Annotated in this window: 14 protein-coding genes; 12 read left to right on the top strand and 2 right to left on the bottom strand. The window is 34.5% G+C overall.

Going from position 1 to position 23,280, the window contains the following annotated elements:
- Nucleotides 1-205 precede the first annotated feature (205 nt).
- The 3 genes from WHD07_RS15515 (at nt 206) to WHD07_RS15505 (ending at nt 1,747) form a co-directional block, all read left to right on the top strand.
- Nucleotides 206-577, top strand: coding sequence for a transposase (locus WHD07_RS15515; RefSeq protein ID WP_343329115.1), 372 nt, complete (start codon nt 206-208; stop codon nt 575-577).
- Nucleotides 535-1,428, top strand: a complete 894-nt coding sequence (locus WHD07_RS15510) for an IS3 family transposase (protein ID WP_343331019.1) — start codon at nt 535-537, stop codon at nt 1,426-1,428. The genes WHD07_RS15515 and WHD07_RS15510 overlap by 43 nt, the downstream gene beginning before the upstream one ends.
- A gap of 82 nt (nt 1,429-1,510) precedes the next feature.
- Nucleotides 1,511-1,747: a hypothetical protein gene (locus tag WHD07_RS15505; RefSeq protein WP_343329114.1), complete on the top strand. Its 237-nt coding sequence runs from the start codon at nt 1,511-1,513 to the stop codon at nt 1,745-1,747.
- 219 nt (nt 1,748-1,966) lie between these two features.
- Here WHD07_RS15505 and WHD07_RS15500 read toward each other — a convergent pair whose 3' ends face one another.
- Nucleotides 1,967-5,938, bottom strand: coding sequence for a hybrid sensor histidine kinase/response regulator transcription factor (locus tag WHD07_RS15500; protein ID WP_343329113.1), 3,972 nt, complete (start codon nt 5,936-5,938; stop codon nt 1,967-1,969).
- A gap of 327 nt (nt 5,939-6,265) precedes the next feature.
- On the opposite strand from WHD07_RS15500, the gene WHD07_RS15495 reads away from it, so the two are divergent.
- The 9 genes from WHD07_RS15495 (at nt 6,266) to WHD07_RS15455 (ending at nt 22,229) form a co-directional block, all read left to right on the top strand.
- Nucleotides 6,266-7,948: an alpha-L-fucosidase gene (locus tag WHD07_RS15495; RefSeq protein WP_343329112.1), complete on the top strand. Its 1,683-nt coding sequence runs from the start codon at nt 6,266-6,268 to the stop codon at nt 7,946-7,948.
- 459 nt (nt 7,949-8,407) lie between these two features.
- Nucleotides 8,408-9,928 carry an alpha-L-fucosidase gene (locus tag WHD07_RS15490; protein WP_343329111.1) on the top strand — a complete coding sequence of 507 codons (1,521 nt, stop codon included), beginning with the start codon at nt 8,408-8,410 and terminating at the stop codon, nt 9,926-9,928.
- A 210-nt stretch (nt 9,929-10,138) separates the two neighbouring features.
- Nucleotides 10,139-11,833, top strand: coding sequence for an alpha-L-fucosidase (locus WHD07_RS15485; protein ID WP_343329110.1), 1,695 nt, complete (start codon nt 10,139-10,141; stop codon nt 11,831-11,833).
- A gap of 234 nt (nt 11,834-12,067) precedes the next feature.
- On the top strand, nt 12,068-14,221 hold the full coding sequence (locus WHD07_RS15480; protein WP_343329109.1) for a T9SS type A sorting domain-containing protein: 2,154 nt from the start codon (nt 12,068-12,070) through the stop codon (nt 14,219-14,221).
- Between the two features lie 96 nt (nt 14,222-14,317).
- The gene (locus tag WHD07_RS15475) at nt 14,318-15,814 is read left to right on the top strand and encodes a sulfatase (RefSeq protein ID WP_343329108.1); all 1,497 of its coding nucleotides are present in this window, start codon (nt 14,318-14,320) and stop codon (nt 15,812-15,814) included.
- Between the two features lie 32 nt (nt 15,815-15,846).
- On the top strand, nt 15,847-16,173 hold the full coding sequence (locus tag WHD07_RS15470) for a hypothetical protein (protein WP_343329107.1): 327 nt from the start codon (nt 15,847-15,849) through the stop codon (nt 16,171-16,173).
- Nucleotides 16,174-16,214: 41 nt separating this feature from the next.
- Nucleotides 16,215-18,260 (top strand): glycoside hydrolase family 2 protein, encoded by a 2,046-nt coding sequence (locus WHD07_RS15465; protein WP_343329106.1) that lies wholly within the window; start codon nt 16,215-16,217, stop codon nt 18,258-18,260.
- Between the two features lie 31 nt (nt 18,261-18,291).
- On the top strand, nt 18,292-19,524 hold the full coding sequence (locus WHD07_RS15460; RefSeq protein WP_343329105.1) for a glycosyl hydrolase: 1,233 nt from the start codon (nt 18,292-18,294) through the stop codon (nt 19,522-19,524).
- Between the two features lie 185 nt (nt 19,525-19,709).
- Entirely contained in the window at nt 19,710-22,229 is a 2,520-nt protein-coding gene (locus tag WHD07_RS15455) for a beta-galactosidase (protein ID WP_343329104.1), read from the top strand.
- 147 nt (nt 22,230-22,376) lie between these two features.
- On the opposite strand, the gene WHD07_RS15450 is transcribed toward WHD07_RS15455, so the two are convergent.
- Nucleotides 22,377-22,973 (bottom strand): hypothetical protein, encoded by a 597-nt coding sequence (locus WHD07_RS15450; protein ID WP_343329103.1) that lies wholly within the window; start codon nt 22,971-22,973, stop codon nt 22,377-22,379.
- Nucleotides 22,974-23,280: the final 307 nt, after the last annotated feature.

Here is a 23,280-nt window from a genome sequence, read left to right as displayed (position 1 = left end):
TAAATTTAGTCTTTTATTATAAAATGCTAACTTAAGCCGTATATAATCCATTGCTAGTGAGAGCCTACTTACGAAAATCCTCGCGGATTTTCTATTCGGTTTTTATTTGCTAAATTACGTGCTAAACCACGCAACGTATCATATACAAAACCGTTGTGAAGCAATATGACCCGTCCTGAAATAAGGCTACATAATTTTAAACATTATGTATAGAAATGACAAAGTAATCAGACGGTATTCAGAACCTTTCAAACTGAAAATTTTAGACGAAATTACAACGGGTAAACTAAACAAAAACCAATTAGGTAAACTCTATGGTATTGCACCCACTACCATTAATGAATGGATTAGAAAGTACAACCGTAAAGACCTAATGAACACCAGAGTAAAAGTGGAAACAAAAGACGAGATAACACGAATTAAAGAACTACAAAAAGAGATTGAACAGCTTAAAAAGCTACTCTTAAAAAAGGATTTGGATGCCATGGTATTGGATTCATACCTGGAAGTAGCTGCAGAAGATCTAGGCTATAAATCTGTTGCCGAACTAAAAAAAAAGTTAAGTATAAAGCCCTGATTAAAGCCAAGGAAAAAGCTAAGGGATTTGCTTCTTTAACGACCATAACCCATTGTTTCGGACATAAACGCAATGCTTATTATAAGTATAAAAACAGAGCTGATAAGCGTTTAAAAATAGAACAGCAGATTATTGAGATAATAAAGAAAAGACGCAAATCCCTACCTAGAGAAGGCGTGCGTAAACTTGTAAAATCATTAGATAATGAGTTTACCAAGGCCTACCTTAAAGTCGGTAGAGACACACTGTTTAACGTCCTTAGGAAACATCAAATGCTTACACTCAGAAAGAAATATAGTTCCAGAACTACAAACTCTTTGCACAGGTTCTACAAGTATAAAAACATCATTAAAGATGTTCAAGTTACAAGGCCTAACCAAGTTTGGGTATCTGACATAACATATATCCGAACGGTAAAAGGCTTTTGTTACCTAGCACTCATTACGGACATGCATTCCAGAAAGATTGTTGGTTATGACCTGAGTGATAGCTTAGAACTAAACGGATGCGTGAGAGCGCTTAATAAAGCTATTTATCAAGCTAAAAGCATTAATGGACTCATACATCATTCCGATAGGGGTATACAATATTGTAGCAATGTATACACGCAAATCCTGAAAAGAAATAAGATAGATATTAGTATGACAGAAGAAAATCATTGCTATGAAAACGCAATGGCAGAAAGGGTTAACGGGATTCTTAAAGATGAATTTTATCTCGATCAAACCTTTACAAATATAGCGCACGCGAAAAGAGCCACAAAAAATGCAATTAATTTATACAACGAAATAAGATTACATTTATCTTTAGACTTTAAAACACCAAATATGGTATACAAATTAACAGCGTAAATTCAATTTTAACCTGTAGCCATATTTCAGGACAAGACAGGCTGGGAGACCGACTATCATAGTAATTACCTGAATATAAATTTTGAAAAAACGAATAGAAATTATTAGCTCATTGATTGAAGTTTGGTTCAAAGAAAAAATAGTTTTTGCCTGCGCGCTTCTGCCCTTCGGGACAGTTGGAGAAGCCACACACACATTGCACACATTTGCAAATCGCACAAGCTTACGCACAGACCAAAATTTGCAAAAGAGTGCATTTTTCACCAAGCGTTTTCATCATTCTTTTGAACAAAAAAATGGCAAAATATATGAAAATTGATTTATATAACTTTTGATGCAAATATTTGAGTTTATACACTTTCAGATTCTATCTAACTCCGGCAATTAATGCTGCGAGAGTTCTTATGAACGCAAATGACAATCCTAGTAATAAAAAAGCGAAACAAACCTGCAAGAAAAAAACTAGCAATAAGTACGGATACATCTCATTCAGTATGGTTCCAAAATTCCTGAAAAACACTTGCACACAACTATCATTTTACTTTAAAACCCTTTTTCTATATGCCAAAGGAGTAATTCCATACTCTTCCTTAAAGTTTACACGAAATTGAGTTAAGCTATTAAAACCTGAGCGAAGGCAAACCTCTGCAATATCTAACCGGTCATCGTAAAGTAACCCTGTAGCTTTTCTTAACCTAAATTTACGCAAATAATTCGAGGTACTCTGACCTGTTAGCCCCGTAAACTTGCGATAGAAAGTTGACTTGCTCATGTTTAATAATCGGCCTAACTCATCAACATTGAATTCTACATTCGAATAGTTGTCTTCAAGTATCTGATTTAAATTTTCCCAGAACTCTTTATCTCTTTTTGAGTAGGAACTTTGCGCTGTGATTTCAATTATTGGAGCCTCAATAATTTGTGATTTCAACTGTTCTCTTCTGGTAAGAATAGCATTTATTCTTGCAAGTAAAATATCGGGGTTAAATGGTTTTTCAATGTAGTCGTCAATACCTTTTCTAAAACCCTCAATTTGAGTTTCTGAATCAGTTTTAGCAGTCAAAAGAATAATAGGAATATGCGAGGTTAATATTTTAGATTTCAATTTTTCGCAGAATTCCATACCATTCATTACTGGCATCATAACATCGGAAATAATCAGATCGGGTATGTATTCTTCTAGAATATCTAATGCCATTTTTCCATTTGTTGCGGTTTTAATTGCAAAATGTGGTTTTAACAAATTAGTAATATATTCAGTAAGCTCAATATTATCTTCAACCAATAGAAGCTTCTGTCCAACTTCGAAATTCGCTTCATTAGTATTTGATACCTTTGGATATATAGGCAGTTGTTGGGCAATTTCATTTTCTCCAAAATCCTCTTCTGAAAACTGCTCTTTTCCCAAGCCAAAATTAAGAATAAACGATGTTAATTCTTTGCCGTCACTTTGAGCCGTAATTTCGCCCTTTTGCAATTCAACTAATCCCTTTACTAGGGCAAGGCCAATACCGTCTCCGATTGCCTTGTGATTCTTTAATCTATAAAATCTGTCAAATATCTTATCTAGTTGATCTGTTGGTATTCCAACGCCGTAGTTTTCAACTTTAATTACTAATTTTTTTTCCTCGGTTTTAATCTCAATAATTATATTTTGCCCATTTGGAGTATATTTAATGGCATTGGAGATAAGGTTGTATAATATTTGTTCTGTTTTGTTTTTGTCTAGCCACACCTTCTGCTTTTTAAGTGAAGTGTAAAAGTCAAGATTAAGCTCTTTTTGTTGAGCTAAAACATTAAAGTTGGCTGTTATGTCTTTTGTAAACTCAACAATATCAAATAGGCTTACGTTTAATTTTAATTTCCCTTGATCCATTTTCCGAACCTCAATAAGTTGATTTACCATCTTTAGAAGTTTATTAACATTGTTTTTAATGATTGCCACTTCTTTACTATTAGAGAGCTTTGCAACATTATCAAGATGCCCAAGAATAAGCGTAATTGGAGTGCGGAACTCATGCGATATATTTGTAAAAAACTGGAGCTTTGCTTGATCTGATTCGTGTAGCTTTTTAGAGATTTCTACTATTTGGACATTCTGTTCTTTAAGTTCTTTTGTTTGATACTTTACCCTTTTCTCTAAAATTAATTTGCTCCGTTTTATTCGAGCTAAACGCACTCGAAAAAACACCGCGAATAATAATAGAATAGTCAATACAAATAGTACCTTAAACCAAATGGTTTGCCAAAATGGAGGTTTAATTACAATTTTTACTTGAGCGGCATCACTCCATTCGTTTTCAATAGATGATACTTGAATTTGAAAGATATATTGCCCAGGACTAATGGTTGTATAGTAGGCAGTTCTGATTCCGACTTTAGGATAAATCCAGTCATTCTCTATTCCTACTAAGCGATATCTAAACTTATTGTTATTGGGTATTTCAAAAGGGTAGGCATTAAAAGAGAAGGAAAATGTATTCTGTTTATAATTTAAAGAAATGTAATCAATAGATTCAAAATTATCTTTTAGTATAACTTCACTATTAATAGTATCTCCAACATTAATGGTTTGGTTAAAGAGTGAGAAATTGTCAATTGCAGGTTTTGTGTGAATATCATATTCGCTGATCTCTTTTGGGTTAAACCATGTTATCCCTGAATATTCACTATAATATATTGTATTATCATGATTGTAAAAATAAGCATCGTCGGAGTAAAACTCATTATGAAGATATGAAGTAATTTTATCAGTTTTAGTATTAAGCCTACAAACACCTTTTTTGGTACTCATCCATATATTGTCTGTTTCATCAAGATGAACTGTGTAAACAACATTACTGCTTAATCCATCTTTTTGAGAATAGCTTTTGAAAACTGAATCGGTTTTAATATTAAGCAGATCAACACCTGCAACGGTAGCTAACCATAAAGAGTCTCCTTGAGTTTCCATTGAAAAAACTTTATTATCACTTAACCCTCCATTCGATTTCAAAATACGCTTAAAGCACAAAGGGTTGTGTGAAATTTTCACCAACCCATAATTATTTTGAGCAACCCATAAATTATTGTACTTGTCACGTTTAATATCTCTAATTGCTGACCAAAGTGTAATCCCATTATGATTGTTTGGCAAAAAAATCAATTTACCAGTATTTAAATTACAAGTTGCAATCTTATTGTCTCCGGTAATAGTTACTTCTCCGTCATTAAACTCCTTAATAACATAGCACTGATACGGCCAGTCCCAAACATATTTATAATTCAATGTTTCTATCCTGTCTAAGTTCTTATTATAGCGACAGACATTATTTAAAGTCCCCAACCAAATATTATTTTGGGAATCTTCAAAAATACAACGTACCGATTTTAATGTTTGAGACCTTCCATTTTTGTCCGTATAATGAGTATAAAATTTGGTACTACCATCTTGCTTTAAAACCGTTAAGCCATTTTCATCTTTACTAATCCATAAATCTCCTGAACGGGTTTTGCACAAAGAGAAGATTGCGCCTTTGTCATAATCTCCTATAGTCTCTTTCTCAAAATCAATCCTATTGAAAAGGTTTTTCTGCTTGTTGTAAACGGCAATTCCTTTTTTTGCAGTTCCTATCCACAGATTTCCAGCTTTATCAAATTTTAGCCTCGATATATAATCATCATTTATAAAGTGCTTATTTTCCAAGGTATTCTGCTTCATTAAGGCCTCATCTTGAATCTCTTTTAGAGGAAACTTATATAAACCAACGGTTGTTCCTATCCATATATTGGTTTTAGAAATAGCCACAGCCCTTATTTGATTTGCATCAAAATATTTTTCAATTTGTTTAAAGGGAAATATTGTATCTACAACTTGAAAAGATGAATCAAGTTGTATAATCCCCTCTTTTAGCACTACGTAATAAAACCCATCTATGTTTTCCATCCAAAATACAGGTTCAGATATCATCCGTTTCAAAACATGCACATTGGCATCTGAATACATAAGTTCCTCTACTCCTTGATCGCCATAGCTTAAAACCCCATTCTGTTTATAAGGACACAAACCTCGCAAAACAGATTTTGGCTGATAGTTGCAAAAGGTATTTGCTGTTTTATTATATACTCCTATTTTATCATAACTCTGAACCCAGACATAGTTGTTACCTGTTACAGTAATATTATTATAACCTTCGGTTGAATAATTAATTACTGAAGAATCGTAAAAATGATGAAATGTCTTACGTTTTGAATCAAACTTATTGAGCCCCCCATTACTGGTAGAAATCCAAATATCACCGTTGGCATCGGTATGCAAGGCGGTTACAATATTCCCCATAATACTAGCCGAAGTATTAGCTGAAGGGTAAAATATTTTAAAGTCATACCCGTCAAACCGATTCAGTCCATCTAAAGTGCCAGCCCATATATTTCCTTGTTTGTCAATATCTAAACTGAATACATAATTTTGTGATAAGCCATTAGAGATATCGAAATAATCTAACCTTGGTGTTTGAGCATATAATGCCATTACAAACATTAAAAAATGTGATATGAGAAGAAGTTGTTTCAGATTAGGATGCTTTAAATTAACCACAACAAATTAATAAAAATTTGGGTTCTTTTACTAATTATTCTCTACTCAATAAAATTTAATTTTATATTCTGTTTTTACCAATAAGTATTTATCTACTTAATCTAGTGTGAATTAGTGGGTTATTTGTTGGTGTTGCAAAAGTCATTTTGGTCTATATCCATTTTTAAATGAATCATATCCATCTTCGATAAAAAGCGAATTGCTGTAATTTTGAATTATGAGTTTAAATAAGGGAAATAAATTATTAAAAACAATAGGAACATGATAATACTAAGAAGTAAAGTAGGAAGAGTTTTGAACCAGTTAATTATTGCATTTCTATTCTGCAATAATTTACAAGCTCAAAAAAATATAAATGAAGAAAAAACAGTCTATTTTGAACCAACTTGGGAGTCTCTCTCTCAATATGAGTCTCCTGAGTGGTTTCGGGATGCCAAATTCGGAATATGGGCACATTGGGGTGCGCAATGTGAGCCAGAAGCAGACGATTGGTATGCCCGTAATATGTATATAGAGAAAACAGCGGGTTACCGTTTTTCTGATAGTACAGGGAGCGTTGGTACCGAAACAAATAGACAATATCGTTATCACTTAGACCACTATGGGCATCCTTCTGAATTTGGTTTTAAAGATGTAATCAATGAGTGGAAAGCAGAAAAATTTAATGCCGATTCACTACTAACTCTCTATAAGGACTGTGGTGCTCGCTATTTTATGGCGATGGCTAATCATCATGATAATTTCGATAACTACAACTCGAAATATCAGCCTTGGAACTCTGTAAATATGGGACCAAAGAAAGACCTTATTGGCGAATGGTCCAAAGCTGCCCGTAAACTCGATTTGCGTTTTGGTGTAAGTGTACATTCGGCGCATGCATGGGCGTGGTACGAAACAGCCCAGGGTGCTGATACAGAAGGTCCGTATAAAGGTATTCCTTACGATGGGAAATTAACAAAAGCCGATGGGAAAGGAAAATGGTGGGAAGGTTACGATCCGCAAGATTTGTACGCACAAAACCACAAACCGAATCCGAGTAACATTGTAGAATGGAGCTGGGATCCTAATTTAGGCGTTGCTACGCCCGATTCAGCCTATATCGCAAAATACATAAACAGAGTGAAACAACTATGGGATGATTATAAACCTGACCAAATTTACTTCGATGACTTTATTCTTCCTTTTTACGAAATAGACCAAACCATAGGTCTAGAACTAGCTTCCCACTTTTACAATACAAATACACACTGGAATGGAAAAAACGAAGCTGTAATGAATACCAAAATGTTGAATGAAGAACAACGTGATGCCATTATGCTCGATATTGAAAAAAGCAATGCACCCGATATATTACCTGATGCATGGCAAACGGACGAATGTATTGGCACATGGCATTATAACAGACAAATGTATTATCATCATAGGTACAAGCAGGCGTCAGAAATAATTCCAATGCTTGCCGATATTGTAAGTAAAAACGGGAATCTTATGCTTAACCTTCCTCTTAGAGGTGATGGTACTTTAGACTCCGATGAACTGAAAATTATTAAAGAAATTGGTGCTTGGTTAAAAATTAATGGGGAAGCAATTTATGCAACCCGCCCTTGGAAAATAAGTGGTGAAGGTCCTTCTACAAAAAAAGCACCACGTCATCAAACTTTTGGTAGTAGCAAAACTGAATACAGTAGTCAAGATATGCGTTTTACACGTTCAAAAAATAACAAAACACTATATGCCATAGTATTTGTCTGGCCTGAAGATAAAAAAGTGACAATTAAATCACTTGGAATAAAAGCTTCTACAGCAGAGATGATAACAGCCGTTTCTCTTATCGGGTACAAAGGTAAAGTTGAATGGAAAATTGATAACGAAGGCTTACAAGTTGAATTGCCTGAACAAGCTCCATCTGATCATGGATTTGCCCTAAAAATAAGTAAAAAGTAGTTGTGGATTAAATACAGCTTAGTTATGAAGAATCCTTCTATTTTTAATCTATTTGCAACAACAAATCGCATTATATAACCAATAAAACACAGTAATAAATAAAAAATGAAAACTATAAAACTTCTTATTGTATTGAGTCTGGCTTGTATTCATCCATTAATAAAGTTAAGCCCCCAAAAACCCAACCATTTCCACGCGACCAAAATAGATGGATTGTGATTGGAGAGAATACGTAGTTACTAAAACTAAAAAACTTAAAACTGTGATTTTAAAAATATTCATTTGCAATTATGGATTTCATTAATATGAATCAAAAATAGCCACATTAAGCTAATCTTTTTTTAATGTTTGGTTTAAACTCTATATCATATGTTTTTTATTGCATTTTTAATCACAACTATGTTTTTTTTTATTTAGATATCTTTTATATTTATAAAGTTAATAATTATAAGCACAAAAATGACAAAACAATCATTCCTTTTAGTATTCGCATTTGTAGTATTTTTCATCAATCACAACACCCTATCTGCTCAAGAATTTAAGCCAGATTGGGAAAACTTAAAGCAACACAAAGCTGCCCCAGAATGGTTTGCGGATGCTAAATTAGGTATCTATTTTCATTGGGGAGTATACTCTGTTCCTGCCGAAGGAGGTGAATGGTATCCTCGTTGGATGTATGTGCCTAATAGAGTTGGTTGGGGAAGTGAAATTTATAAAAACCATAAAGCAAATTATGGTAAAAATTTTAATTACCACGATTTTATTCCCTTGTGGAAAGCTCCTCAATTCAGTGCAAAAGAATGGGTTGATATGTTTGAAGGTATGGGAGCAAAATTTATTGGTTCAATTGCTGAACATCACGATGGGTTTTCATTATGGGACAGTAAAGTAAATGAATGGAATTCGGTTGATATGGGACCAGGAATTAATATAGTAAAAGCTATTAATGATGAAACTAAAAAAAGAGGTTTAAAATTTATGGCTACTTTTCATCATGGGTTTAACAATGTGTTTTATCCAAAACAAGAAAATACTTTTTTAAGACCAGTTAGTAAGTATAATATAGTACAGGATTCTGTTGAAGTTCCTCAAGATGAGAAATACAGAAAATTGTATAGTAATATGGATTATGATGAGGCCAATGATTTATGGTTGGCTAAATTAGATGAAGTTATTAACGAATTTTGTCCAGATTATATTTGGATGGATTTTGGGCAACGTTTTATAAAAGAATCGCACCGAAAACAGTTTTTAGCAAATTATTTTAACAAAGCAAAGGAACTTAATAAAGAGGTTGTTGTAAATACAAAAGGAACTTTTTTTCCTACTGAATTATCTGTAGTAAATGTTGAAAGAGCCACAATGGAAGATATTACTCCAGACGTATGGATAACCGATTTTATATTAGGAAGTGCATGGTGTTTCGATAAAAATAAACGTACTGCAATTGACCCCAAAATAGCCATTAGAATGTTAGCTGAAGTTGTAAGTAAAAATGGGGTCATGTTACTTTCAGCAGGGCCTATGGCAGATGGAACAATGCCTATGGAACAAATTGAAGCTATGAAAGGAATTGGTGCTTGGATGAAATTATATGGTGAATCCATTTATAACACAAGACCATTTGTTGCTTATGGTGAAGGTACCACGGTTTTAAAGCGTGACCCTAAGGACGTATGGAACGAATACGGTGCTATTAAAGAAGGATTAGGTGATTTAAATGCTGAAGATGTAAGATATACACAAAATGGAAATATTGTATATGCCATACAACTTGGTTGGAATGATAAAAAATCACAACTCACATTAACAACGTTCTCAAATAAAGCAAAACATTTAAAAATTAAAAAGGTTGAAGTTTTAGGAAGTATTGAAAAAATTAATTGGAAAAATACCAAAGTAGGTTTAGTTGTAAATCAACCAAAAGACAAGCCAGCAGAAGCAGATGCAGCAATTGTTTATAAAATTACACTAAAATAATTGAATAAAAGTAACTTCAAATTCATCAAAAAAGTATTTCTTGAATTTGAAGGCGTGTATCAGGTAACAAATCTCTGCGGGTCAATGGAAAAACTTATTGGAAACTTGATAAAAAAACTTGGATTTTGAACTTACTTGACAAGGCATCAAGCGAACATGGTTTTACATTAAAATTATCAAAGAATTAAAATAATAATTAAAAGAATTTACATGAAAGCATTAAGTCTATATTTTTTATTTATAATACTAATTTCGACAACTTTAAACTCCCAAAATGAGAATAAAATTGGAGAAACCGATTCAACAAACAGTAACTGTCCTCCCTTAAATCTTGCGCCAATTGCCGATGGACCTTTCAAAGCAAATTGGGAGTCATTAAAGAATTATGAAACGCCTGAATGGTTTCGAGATGCCAAATTTGGTATTTGGGCACATTGGGGGCCACAAAGTGAACCTGAAGTTGCTGATTGGTACGCCCGGGGAATGTATGAACCCAATCAAACTTATGCCCCCGATAATATTTCAATGTATTATCCTCATATTGAGAAATATGGTCATCCTTCTGTTTTTGGTTTTAAGGATGTCATTAATTTATGGAAAGCAAAAAACTTTGATCCAGATAAACTATTGGCTTTTTATAAAGACAACGGAGCAAAATATTTTATGGCATTGGCAAACCATCATGATAACTTTGACAACTACAACTCGAAATACCAACCATGGAATTCGGTAAATATGGGGCCAAAGAAAGATTTGATAGGTATGTGGAGCGCTGCGGCACACAAACATGATTTGCATTTTGGAGTGAGTGTGCATGCCTCTCATGCATGGACATGGTATGAACCCGCGCAAGGTGCCGACAGTACAGGTCCATATGCTGGTGTGCCATACGATGGAAATATGACAAAGGAAGATGGCAAAGGTCTCTGGTGGGAAGGTTATGATCCGCAGGATCTGTATGCGCAAAGGCATGAGAGAAGCATTGTGAAGAAGAAAATATACGAGATATGGGAATGGGAAGTGCCAAATTGCAATATTCCTGACGCTGCATATTTGGAGAAGTTTTATAACCGAACCAAACAACTTTGGGACGACTATAATCCTGATCTGATTTATTTTGATGATCACGTTTTACCTTTTCATGGTCTTACAGATGAGATCGGGTTAAATCTTGCTGCACACTTTTATAATTCCAGCATAAAACTAAATGGCAGTAACGAAGCTGTAATGAATACAAAAAAGTTAAATGAGGAGCAACGCAAGGCGTTGGTTTATGATATTGAACGAGGTAAAGCCTCTTCTATTTTACCTTTTGAATGGCAAACAGATACTGATTTGGGAAATTGGCATTATTCTCCGAGTCATTTTATCAATAAAACATATAAATCTTCTGACCAAGTGATACACATGCTTGCAGATATAGTAAGCAAAAACGGAAATTTAATGCTTGGTGTACCATTACAAAGAGATGGCACCCCTGATTCTGAAGAAATAAGAATCATGAACGAAATTGGTGCGTGGTTAAAAGTTAATGGAGAAGCTATCTATGCAACTCGGCCCTGGAAAGTTTTTGGAGAAGGCCCAGCCCCCGTAAAGAAGAAAATTGGAAATTCATTTAATGATCGGGAAAAAACTTTTTTCACAGCAGAAAACATCCGTTTTACACAATCTAAAGACGGGCAAATTCTTTATGCAATTTGTTTAGGAACTCCTAAAGATAAAACCAGTATTAAATCACTTGGATCAAATGCGAAAATTACCCAGAGAACTATAAAGTCTGTTCAATTAATTGGGAGTTCCGAAAAAATTAGTTGGAAGCAACAAGATGATGCTTTGGTAATCAATCTACCTAAGAAAATAGCAGAGAATCAGGCTACTAGTTTTAAAATAATCTTTAACAAATAAACGAAGAAGATTTAGTTTTCGAAAGTTAAGAAATGAAATCTTGTAAAATTTAAAATTGTGTATATGAAAACTATATATCTTTTAGCTCTTCCTTTTTTCCTTAATTTAGGAATGATTTGTACAGCTCAACCTCCAGCTCCAACCGAACATGGATTTGCCTTGAGAATAAGTAAAAAATAGTTATGGATCAAGGTATTGTGTTAATTATAATTTTGAATTGAAGATAGTTTAATTATGAAAAATAGTTTAAAAATTTATTTATTGGGAATTTTGTCTATCTGTTTTGTAGCAAAAGGGATAGCACAAATTCAAGTTGACGTTAATTTAAGAATGGCTCATGACGTTGGCGGAGTTGACAGTTTTGAACGCTCTAAATACATTACGCTCCATTCATCACAAAGCGAAAATGATTTCTTGGATCATTTGGAATTAATGGATTTCGTAATAAATGGTTTGGATGTATACATGGGACGTGAAGTAGGTGCTCAATCAAACAACCTCAATCAAACAAATCAGGATCCTTTGCGACCGGGCTTTGCTGATATTGCACAAATGAAATCTTTAGGAACCAGCTATAAAAGTGCTTATGCAGCGAAGACATATATACATCAATATGAAAATAAAAATATGCTGAATATTTCTACACATGGTGTGAATTTCCCTTTTTATCCTAGTGGAATAAACAATGAAAACGGATGGGCTTTTGCGAATTCTTCAGCAACAGCTGAATGGCTAGCATATTACATCAAATATTTTTATGGTGAAGGTGGACAACCTACTCCAAAATACTTTTCAATAATAAACGAACCAGAATTTATAAATATTACTCCTTTCAGTAATCTTGCCGATTACCACAATGTGATAGCAAATAAGGTTCGTTCATTAAATCCTGATATTAAACTAGGTGGGTTTACTTCTGCTGGTCCACAATTCGAAGGTAAACCACAAGCACAAGACCCCGAAACTATTAGTAATCCAGGTTTCTCCGATTGGGACAAATATTGGAAACCATTTATAGATATTGCAGGTGCAAATATGGATTATTTTGATGTGCATTGGTATGACTCACCCTTCACAGGTTATCAGTACCTGAGGGAAGGAGCTAATTTAGAAGCGAGTTTTGATATGCTAGAGCAATATAGTAAACTTAAATTGGGGGTAGTAAAGCCCTTTTTAGTCTCTGAATACGGATCTTTTATTGAAAATTATGAGGATGAGCCTTATACTAAAAAAAGAGACTGGACGAATCTCAAAGCATTTTCTGCCATGCTCATGAATTATCTGGATCGCCCAAACCTGATTATCAAATCGGTTCCATTTATGGTTGTTAAGGGGGCATGGGGAACAAATCCCGTTACTGGTTACCCGCATCCTTACCGATTGTTACGTCAAGAAAATGGGAAATGGGTATTTACCGAGTTTGTGAAATTTTTTCAGTTATGGTCTGATGTCAAGGGGACTCGTGTAGTAAGTAAACCTTCTGATTTGGATATTCAAACGGAAACTTATGTTGACGGAAATAAGGCATATGTAATTTTAAATAATTTAAATTTTTCGACAAAGACAATCAATATTAACTTAACAAACCAGAACAACAATCCGGTACAAAATGTTAAAATCAAACATTTATATCTTGGTATAGATACGCCGGTATTGGAAGAAACAAACTCTTCTACTATGGTCAGTTCTGTAGATATTCATAGTGAAAGTACTATGGTGCTTGAATACACCTTTACTAAGGCTATAGAAATCGATCAAAAATTATATGAAACTAAATATTATGCGGATAGTTATCTTAAGCCAATTTTAGCAAATCAGGTGGTTTCCTTTGATATAAACCAAGTAATTACTAATGATGCTTATGGAGAGGCTGTTTTACGAGTAAGTTTTGGCCGTGATCATGATAAATCAGTAAAACCAAAAGTGAAATTTAATGGCACGGATCTTTTTGTTCCAACAAATTACAGAGGATACAATATGAAACCGAGATTTAGATGGTTTGGCACATTGGAAATACCTATTGATTATAGTTTGCTTCAAAATAACAATACTATTACTATAGAGTTCCCTGATAATGGTGGGCATATAAGCACTGTAACGATGCAGGTCTATGAGTCGAGTAATGAAATTCTTAATTCTATAGAAGCAATTAGTATTGAGACTAAAAAAATAAATATTTTCCCAAACCCAGCCAAAAAAACTGTAAATATTAACGGAGCTTCTGAGAACAATTCAGTGTTTATATATAATATTAACGGGGAAATTGTTTTGAAAGGAAAAGTTACAAATTCAGGCATCAATATTAGTAAACTAAACAATGGTGTTTATATGTTAAGTGTAGTTGGTGAGAATTATATTGAAACACAAAAACTAATTATTGCACACTAATTCAATTAGTATTCTTTATGTTTTTGTGACAGAGACCGATTTTCTTACAAAGACGAACTAACTTCTAATTTAACAATGAACAAAAATAATATAGTAATGAGAGGAAAAATTTGGGGTGCATTAATTTACATTTGCTTGTTGATTTTTTTAATTTCTTGTGAAGAAGAGAAAAAATCCCCCAATATTTTATTTATATCCATTGACGACCTCCGCACTGAACTTGGTTGCTACGGAAATAAAATATTGAAAACGCCCAACATTGATAAGGTAGCATTGGAAGGTGTTCTTTTTGCAAATCATTATGTGCAAGTCCCTACTTGTGGGGCTTCGCGCCAATGCCTACTCACTGGTATGCGACCAAGAAGCATCAATCAACTTAAAAACAATGTAACTGAAGAAGAAACTTCGAATAAGCCCGAAGGTACTCTTCCTGAATCATTCATCCATCATTTGAAGCGCAATGGATATTACACCGTTGGCATTGGTAAAATTAGTCATTCGGCCGATGGCCTTATTTATGCTTATGATGAAAAACCATCGAACAAACGAGAACTCCCTTTTAGTTGGGACGAATTGGTTTTTGACAGTGGCAAATGGGGTACCGGGTGGAATGCTTTTTTTGCTTATGCAAATGGCGAAAACAGACAAAGCTTGAATAAACAAGTAAAGCCCTATGAAGCGGGTGATGTAGAAGACAATGGCTACGTCGATGGACTTACTACGAAATTGGCCATAAAAAAACTGCGGGAGCTGAAAGCTAATACCAAACCATTTTTTTTAGGCGTTGGCTATTTTAAACCGCATCTGCCATTTAATTGTCCTCAAAAATATTGGGATTTATACAATAGAGACTCCATTTCTATATCCCCAAATCCTTATTTACCAACAAATGTAAATAATGCAAGTCTGCATCAAAGTGCAGAACTGAATAATTATCTACTGAGCGATGAGCTAGCAAGTCTGAATCAAGCAGTTTCTGAAGATTATGCAAAAAAACTCCGACAGGCCTACTATGCATGTGTCAGTTACATCGACCAACAAGTAGGGCTACTCATCAAGGAACTTCAAGCACTTGATCTGGATGAAAACACCATTATTGTAATTTGGGGCGATAATGGCTGGCACTTAGGCGATCAACAAGTTTGGGGTAAACACACGCTTTTCGACAATGCACTGAATACGACCCTGATAATTAAAGTTCCAGGAGTACATGCATCCGGAAAAATTGAAAAATCGCTAATTGAAACTGTCGACATCTATCCAAGCCTATTAGAACTTTGTGGTGTGACTAATCCCAATTCGCTTGATGGTGAAAGTTTTGCGGGATTATTATATGATATAGAAAGTAATAGGCATAATGTAGCATATAGTTATTTTAATAGAGGTATTACTATAAGAACTAATAGATATCGACTCTCCAAATATTTCAGAATGGAAGAACCTATAATTGAATTATACGATCACGTTGAAGACCCTTATGAAGCCAATAATATTGCATCCATGAAACCTGAAATAGTTGATAGTCTAATGCCTTTATTAGAAAAAGGTAATACTGGGCTATATGAACAACAACAGGTAAATGACAATAAATAAAGCATTTAGTTTTAATACTCAATTAATAAAAAATGAAGATATCAAGGTATTACATTAATTCTTTTAAAATCGCGTTAATAACTATCTCACTGCTAATAGGTGTGGACAAAACCTATGCGAAGGATTACACATTATTCAATGCCGGCTGGCAATTTGCTTTAGGCCCAACCACTGTGTCTGGACAAAAGGCAGACTATCCTGATTCAGAAAAAATCACAAAAGAATATACTACTGTAACCTTACCACATAACTGGACCGACAAGCCTGTGGAGCGTATGGATAAGGACGATCGTATCAATAAAGAATACTATAAGGCAGTGGATTATCAGTCCAGAACCGACTATAGCTACGAAAAATAATCTTTTCTTCACACAAATCTTCACACAAACAAATTATTCAAATGAACATACGACATTTAGTTAGCTCCATCATTTTAATGAGTACGATGGTTCTTCAAGCACAACTTCAGTTTGTAAAAGAACGAGAACATATAAACCTCACCGATTGGGTATTTAACAAAGGCATTGTTTACAATGCTCAAAAAGCCGATTTTAATACCTCTGCCTGGGGAAAAGTAAAAGTTCCGCATACTTACTCAATGGATGCCATTGAGGAAGTCGGTTATTTTCGTGGTCAAGCTTGTTATAGAACTATAGTTCATGTACCCGAATCGATGAAAGATGAGCGTGTTTTTATTCGTTTCGAAGGCGTAGGGCAAGAAGCACAAGTTTTTGTAAACGAAAAGGAAGTTGGGAATCATATGGGTGGTTATTCAGCTTTTTGTTACGAGATAACTGATGTAATAAAAATAAATGAAGAAAACTTAATAGTTGTTATGGTTAGCAATGCCCCAAACTTTAAACGTATCCCGGTAGACGATGCTTTGTTCAATCATTATGGTGGAATTTACCGTCCTGTTCAAATTTTTTCGACACCTAAAAGCAATATTTCTCCAACGTTTCATGCTTCGTCAGGTGTATTTGTGGAGTTAAAAGAAATTAATAAAGATGTTGCCAAAATTGAAGTACGTACCCACATTTCAAGCACTGTTGATGTTAAGACAGCCCAATTGATGTATAAGATTATCGATGCAAACAAGAATACTGTAGCTGAACTTGTAAAGCCTCTAAACGATTTGAATGGCAATTTAATAATAACTGAAACTTTTGAGATTAACAATCCTGTTTTGTGGAATGGTCGTAAAAACCCTCATTTATATAGTATTGAGATTCTATTTTCTGTTGGTGATACTACTGATAAAGTGGTACAAAAATTTGGCTTAAAAACCTATGAAGTAGATGCTGCTAAAGGCTTTTTTTTAAATAAAGAACCTTATAGACTTAATGGTGTATGCATGCATCAGGAATGGAAACAATCTGGACCGGCATTATTGCTTGAGCAACACCAAAAAGATATGGATATGGTAGATGAAATTGGTGCTACCTCCCTACGTTTATCGCATTATCAGCATTCATCTATTACTTACCAATTGGCCGATGAAATAGGCTTATTGGTTTGGGCAGAAATTCCATTTGTACACGATTATAGTGGGAGAGAAGGTGCTAATGCAAAGCAGCAGCTTACCGAGCTAATTATACAAAATTATAACCACCCTAGTATATTTGTGTGGGGCTTATGGAACGAAGTAAGAGCCTACGATAGTACTGATGAACCTTGTGTAACACTTACTAAAGAATTAAATAAATTAGCCCATGAATTAGATGCAACTCGTTTAACAACCTCCGCGAGTGACCGTGGTATGGAATCGAACATGGGTAATATAAGCGACCTGCAAGCATGGAATAAATATTATGGCTGGTACTATGGCGAATACCAAGATATGGGAACCTGGTTAGACGATGCAAGGAAAGATTATCCGCATATTGCTTTAGGAATTAGTGAATACGGTATTGGTGGTAATATTTATCAGCAAGATGTTACAAAGTTGGAGAAGCCTAGTGGAAACTATTTTCCAGAGCCAGAACAGAATACTTACCACGAGATTAGCTGGAAAATCATACAGGATCGACCTTTTATATGGAGTACATTCATCTGGAACATGTTTGACTTTTCGGTTGCCGGTTGGAACCGAGGTGGAATACCAAATATGAATCACAAAGGATTGGTAACCTTCGATCGAGAAGTAAAAAAGGATGTATTTTATTTTTATAAAGCGCAATGGAATCAAAATGAACCAACGCTATACATAACAAGCCGTAGACATGTTAACCGAACCTATAAATTAACTCCAATAAAGGTATATTCCAACTGTGAGGAAGTTACGCTTACAGTAAATGGTAAAAAAGTGAGTAAAATACAAAAGCCCGAATATCATATTTTTAGTTGGGAGGATATTGAGCTGCAACCCGGCAAAAATACGATTATGGTATCAGGACAATGGAGAGGCAAGAAACAGTCGGACACTTGCGAATGGATATTGGAATAACTGAACAATATAATTTAATAAAAATAAACAAATGAAAAAAGGAAAAAATATTTGTATTTACACCTTCTTACTAGCTTTACTAATTTCATGTACTGAGCAAGAAAAGAAAATGAGTGCATCTTATAAACGATTCAGAGAGAGCAAAATTCGTTTTGACAAATACAATGAGTTTAACACTAATTTTGTATTTAAAGAAGTAACCGGAATAGGATACGAAGAAGGTGTCACTCGTCGTGACCCATCGAGTGTAATTATGGTCGATAGCGTATATTATGTATGGTATAGCAGACCTCAAGTCAATACTCCGCTTGTTGGACCTAATGATGCAACAGATAGTACTCGTGCTTTTCACTGGGATCTCTGCGATATCTGGTATGCAACTTCAACTGATGGTTATGATTGGGAAGAACAAGGAATAGCGGTTCATCGAGGTCCAAAAGGACGATATGACCATCGAAGTGTATTCACAACGGATATTTTGGTTGCCGATGGTAAATACTATCTGGCATATCAAGCTGCCGAAAACTTAAAACAAGCCAGATGGTCGGAGTGGACAAAAACATCAGGTGATTTCAATAAAAATGTTATTGGAATGTCTTGGGCTAATAATCCGAAAGGTCCTTGGCATGCACTAGAGGAGCCAATATTAAAAGTTGGCCCTGAAACCGATTGGGATGGTGAGGTTGTTCACGATCCAACATTTATTGTTCGTAATGGAAAATATTTTATGTATTATAAGAGTGCTGGTCGTGTACCTTGGAAACCAAATATCTCAAATGGTGATTTCACGAAAGAATTTGCTGATATGCCCAATGCTATTATTGGTGTAGCTGTATCCGAAAAACCAACGGGACCTTATATTAAATCTGAATACAATCCGGTATTAATTGGAGGGCATGAATGTATTGTTTGGCCATACCGAAAAGGCGTTTGTGCCTTTTTAACTGAAGGCCCAGAGGCAAATAGCATTCAGTTCTCTGAAGATGGAATTAATTTCTACCCAGTTAAACACGGATTAGAAAAACCTGAAGCTGGAGGCGTTTATAGAGTAGGGAATTTTGCTGATACTGACGAAGCTCCGGGACAAGGGGTTACCTGGGGATTAAGTCATGTATTGGGTGAATGGAATTTCTTACGTCGTTTTGAATGTGATCTATCATTAGAAAAAGGGAACAGGATTTTAGCTGATTATGATAAAATAGTAGAATATCAAAAACGTGAAAATTATCAGTATGATAAATCTGCGAGTACAAGTCCGAAATAAACATGATATTGATGAAAAATGGGAATTCAGCCCAGGTGGTTGTTCAAATATTCTAACACGCATCAAATTTGGTGTAACTGGCTAGGAAAGAAGCCCGCTTACCCCCCCAACTATTTCATACCGCAATACATTGCGTACAATGCGGCACTATGTTGATTGAGAATGATTATATTTAAACTTAGATTATGAATACAAAAACATGTTTGATTATTGGAATCTGTGCTTTAATAACTCTAAACTCCTGTTTTAAAAAACAAAAAACAGATAATGCTGTGAACTTAGAAAGTTCAATAGTTTTTGACCTTTCAAATTTCAAAGAAGAATCAACTAGAGTCATCCCTGGAATGTCTAGTGTTTCTCCATCGGGTGATGAGCTAAAAGTTAATAATAAATTCATCACATTTAATGGTGAACCATGGATTGCCTCTTTCGGAGAATTTGAATACCAACGATACCCATCTGAACATTGGGAAGACGCTCTCTTAAAATTGAAATCACAGGGTTTTACAGGAGTTTCCTCCTATATGTTTTGGATAAATCATGAGGAAGAGGAAGGTGTTTGGGATTTTTCAGGAAGAAATGATTTACGTCGTTTTATACAGCTTTGTAAAAAGCACAACCTGTTGTTTGCTGCGAGAATTGGCCCTTGGGTAAATGCTGAATATCGAAACGGAGGCCATCCTGATTGGCTGGTAAAGCGTTTGGGAGATCCTAAAAACCCGTTTGGACATTCAGGAAGTGGAGGGCGATTACGTTCAATGGATCCTGACTATTTAGCTTATGTAGATAAGTATTATCAAAAAATAGGAGAGCAAATGAAAGGCTTGTACTGGAAAGATGGAGGTCCTATTGTTTCGGTGCAATTAGATAATGAGTACACTCCTGCGCATTCGGGTGTAGGTGGAACTGATTTAATTGAATGGGAAAAAGCGACAGCTATAAAATATGGTATGGATGTTCCTATATATACAACTACTGGATGGAATGGTGCTGAGTTTATTCAAGATCATACAATTCAAACTCATGGGTCATATGCCGAATATTTTTGGGGTACAGCAGACAAAATATTTAGAACACCTGCATTTAGTTTTAGTACACTTAGAGCTGTGGACGGTATCGATACAGAAGTAAATTATTTCGATGCTAACCAAAGTACCGATATTCAAAAATACATTGACAATCCTTACCTAACCTGCGAAACGGGTATTGGAATGAACATGGCGTACCACCGTCGTCCTAATGTTAATTATTTGGATAACGGAGCTGTATCATTAGTTGAATTAGGAAGTGGCTGCAATGGAATGGGGTATTTTATGGCTATTGGTGGCAGTAACCCTAAAGGAAAGCATAGCTATATGAATAGAGAAATGGCTCATGGTGCCAATGATAATTCAGTATTTAGCAACGATTTTCAGTCAGCTATAGGGGAGTTTGGACAAATTAGAAGAAGTTTCCATGAGTACCCAGTACAACTCCATTTCATGACTGATTTTGGAAAACATTTGGCACCCTGCCAAACAATTATTCCAAAAGAAATTGATGAGCTACACGGTCAAGACCTACTGAACTCTAAAGAGCTTCAAAGAGCTGTACGAACCGATGGCAAAAAAGGATTTGTGTTTGTCAATAATCGCGTTAAAAACGATACAACCTATCAATTTAATAATACACAGTTTGAAATTAATTTAGCATCCGAAACACTAAAATTTCCTAAAAAACCATTTAATATTCCTATTGATTCTTATTTCTATTGGCCTTTTAACTTGCAGTTATCGGGTGTCCTCATTAAGTACGCTACAGCACAACCCATTTTACACTTAGAGGAGAGTAATACTTTTGTGTTTTTTCAAAACGAAGGGCTTCCTGCAGAATTTGCTATAGATAATACTAATATCTCTGACATTAAAACTAATAATGCCCAAGTAGTAAAAAAGGATTCCTCAACGAATATTGCAATCACAAAAGCAGGTTTAAACTGTTTTATTGATGTGAAATTAATAGATGATAAAACGGTTCGTTTTTTAGTATTGGATCAAAAGCACGCGAAGCAGTTGTATAGAAATAACAACACTTTGTACCTTTCAGACGCTGAGATTTTACTATTTAAGGGTGATAGTTTGCAAGTGATTAGCGAACAGATAAAAAATACAATTTGGGCATATCCTAAGGTTCCCTCTAAAAATTCACCATCAATCAAGGATGGATTGTTTGAAAAATTTGAAGTAAATTTTGAATACGTTAACGTGCCCTTAGCTTATACTGAAATTCAGAATGGTAAAAATATTAAATTCCAAAACAGAACAAACAATAAGTCCCAGAATTTGATTACTGGTGTTCCACATGATTCTATTTTTGATAAGGGCACAATTCTTTCCTTAACTTTTCCTAAAGGCATCCCTGATAGCCTATATGATGTGCGAGTAAAAATTGATTACGAGGCAAGCGCGCTCCGTTTATATAAAAATGGTGAATTTATTTATGATAATTACTACAATGGAGAGACATGGGTATTAGGTGCAAAACAGTTGTTACCAGATTATATAAATGGAATGAATTTAGAACTCAAATTCATTCCATTGCAACCTGATGACAAAATCTATATAGATGGTGAATATTGGCCAAATTTGAATAAAATTAAGAATGTTTTGGAAGTAAAAAGTATAAAGGCCATACCTGTTTACAAAATAGGTTTTAAACTTAACTAACTATTTAATAAATTGTAAACTTAGAATGTGTCATAGGTAATGGTACTAATGATTTTGAATTTTCATCTTTTCCGGCTGGATCCCGAACAGGACTTGGCGATTATGGATTTTTAGGAAAGTATACTTTTATTGGTCATTTTGTGGGACTCAACTATTTTTAAAAATGTATTTTTGAAACGGCTTCACTTCCTTATAAAAGTGTTTTTCATCAATAGTTATATTATCAGTCTTAGACCATGATGTGGGATATTTAATACTAAATAAACTCTCACCTGTTGACATATACCCATCATCTTCTCTAAGAAATCCAATATTCATCTGATATTGATTAAAAACATAAGTGCCAAACTGAGAGTTAAGTATTACAAATAATCCACCAAGAGCAGATATTATATTTTCAATAGAAGCGAAATGGAACATATCGCTTCTATTATGTTTAACATTATTATATGCCTGATACCAGTTTAAAGGAGCAAAACTATTCGATCCCCAATCCTTAAATGGTCTAAATTCTTTGGGTTTAGGAAACCATGTATTAATACTTACTTCATATTCATGTAGTTTAGAAGCAGAACTTATTTTAAAATAATCTTTAATATTCCAATTCCCTTTTTTTGAATAACCATTATCTTTAAGAATTCCTGAGCAATTATTTTCAAATTCCGTACAAATTCTAAGTAATAACTCATACGTTCTATGTGAAAAAGTATCCTTGTTCTTATCATGCAGTTCAATATATTCCATTATTTTCTTAAAATCATTCTGTATAATATGATAAGCATGAATCCAAGTCCGAAATAAACAAGATATTGATTAAAAATGGTAATTCAGCCCACACAGCCAAGCACATTTTCAATTCGCCCTAGCCGACACGCAAACAAAAATTACAAAAGAGCTTGCCTGTCTGCCAACGCTTTTTTGCCGACCCAAAAACTAATTTTTTCGGGTACAGCAGTGCTTCGAATAAGGGGAGTTTAGATTGTGCTAAATTGATAACTGATTGACAATGAGTGAAGACCAGCATACAACACGCGGTAAAAATCATTTCGCA

This window comes from Polaribacter staleyi, from assembly GCF_038024045.1.
GTDB classification, from domain to species: domain Bacteria; phylum Bacteroidota; class Bacteroidia; order Flavobacteriales; family Flavobacteriaceae; genus Polaribacter; species Polaribacter butkevichii.
Note: the sequence above shows the minus strand (reverse complement) of the source record. Positions and strands in the feature narration are given on the sequence as shown.